General features: G+C 33.5%; 1 protein-coding gene. It reads left to right on the top strand.

The annotated features are described in order from the left end of the window. Positions 1-2: 2 nt before the first annotated feature. The coding region (locus tag GQR46_RS20415; protein WP_346766811.1) for a ComEC/Rec2 family competence protein at positions 3-588 on the top strand (586 nt) is incomplete at its 3' end.

Here is a 588-nt window from a genome sequence, read left to right as displayed (position 1 = left end):
ATATTATAAATAGCGACAAACAAAGCATAATTTTAGATTATCAACACTTCCTTAAAAACACTTATACGGATACAAAACTGCAGTGGCTCTATTATGCATTGCTTAGCGGTGAAAAATCTTTGATGAGCTACGCTGATAGACAATTAATGCAATCTCTTGGGCTAAGTCATTTACTTGCTATATCGGGGTTACATATTGGTTTGATTTTTAGCTTCGGTTATCTATTTACTCGATTCATTTTTGCAAAAATTAATTCTTCGATCGGGCAATCATTCAACCTGACTCTTTATTACAGTTCATGCGGATTTTTAGTAGCCTTGGTTTATGTGTACTTAAGTGACTTTTTAGTATCGGCAACGAGAGCGCTTATCATGCTGGGTTGTTATTTATTATTGTATTTTCTTGCTAAGCAGCCGCTGCGTTGGCGGAGCATTTTATTTGCCTTGGTTATTGTTCTTATTGTTAACCCATTTAATTTACTCAATCCAGGTCTCTACTTTTCATTTTTAGCGGTTGCTATCATTTTTACAGTTATTAATAAATTACCAATATTAAACACTCGCATAAAAAACAAAGTTATTTCACTGT

The organism is Pseudoalteromonas sp. Z1A6, assembly GCF_011378745.1.
GTDB classification, from domain to species: domain Bacteria; phylum Pseudomonadota; class Gammaproteobacteria; order Enterobacterales; family Alteromonadaceae; genus Pseudoalteromonas; species Pseudoalteromonas arctica.
This window is presented reverse-complemented; position numbering and strand designations above follow the sequence as displayed.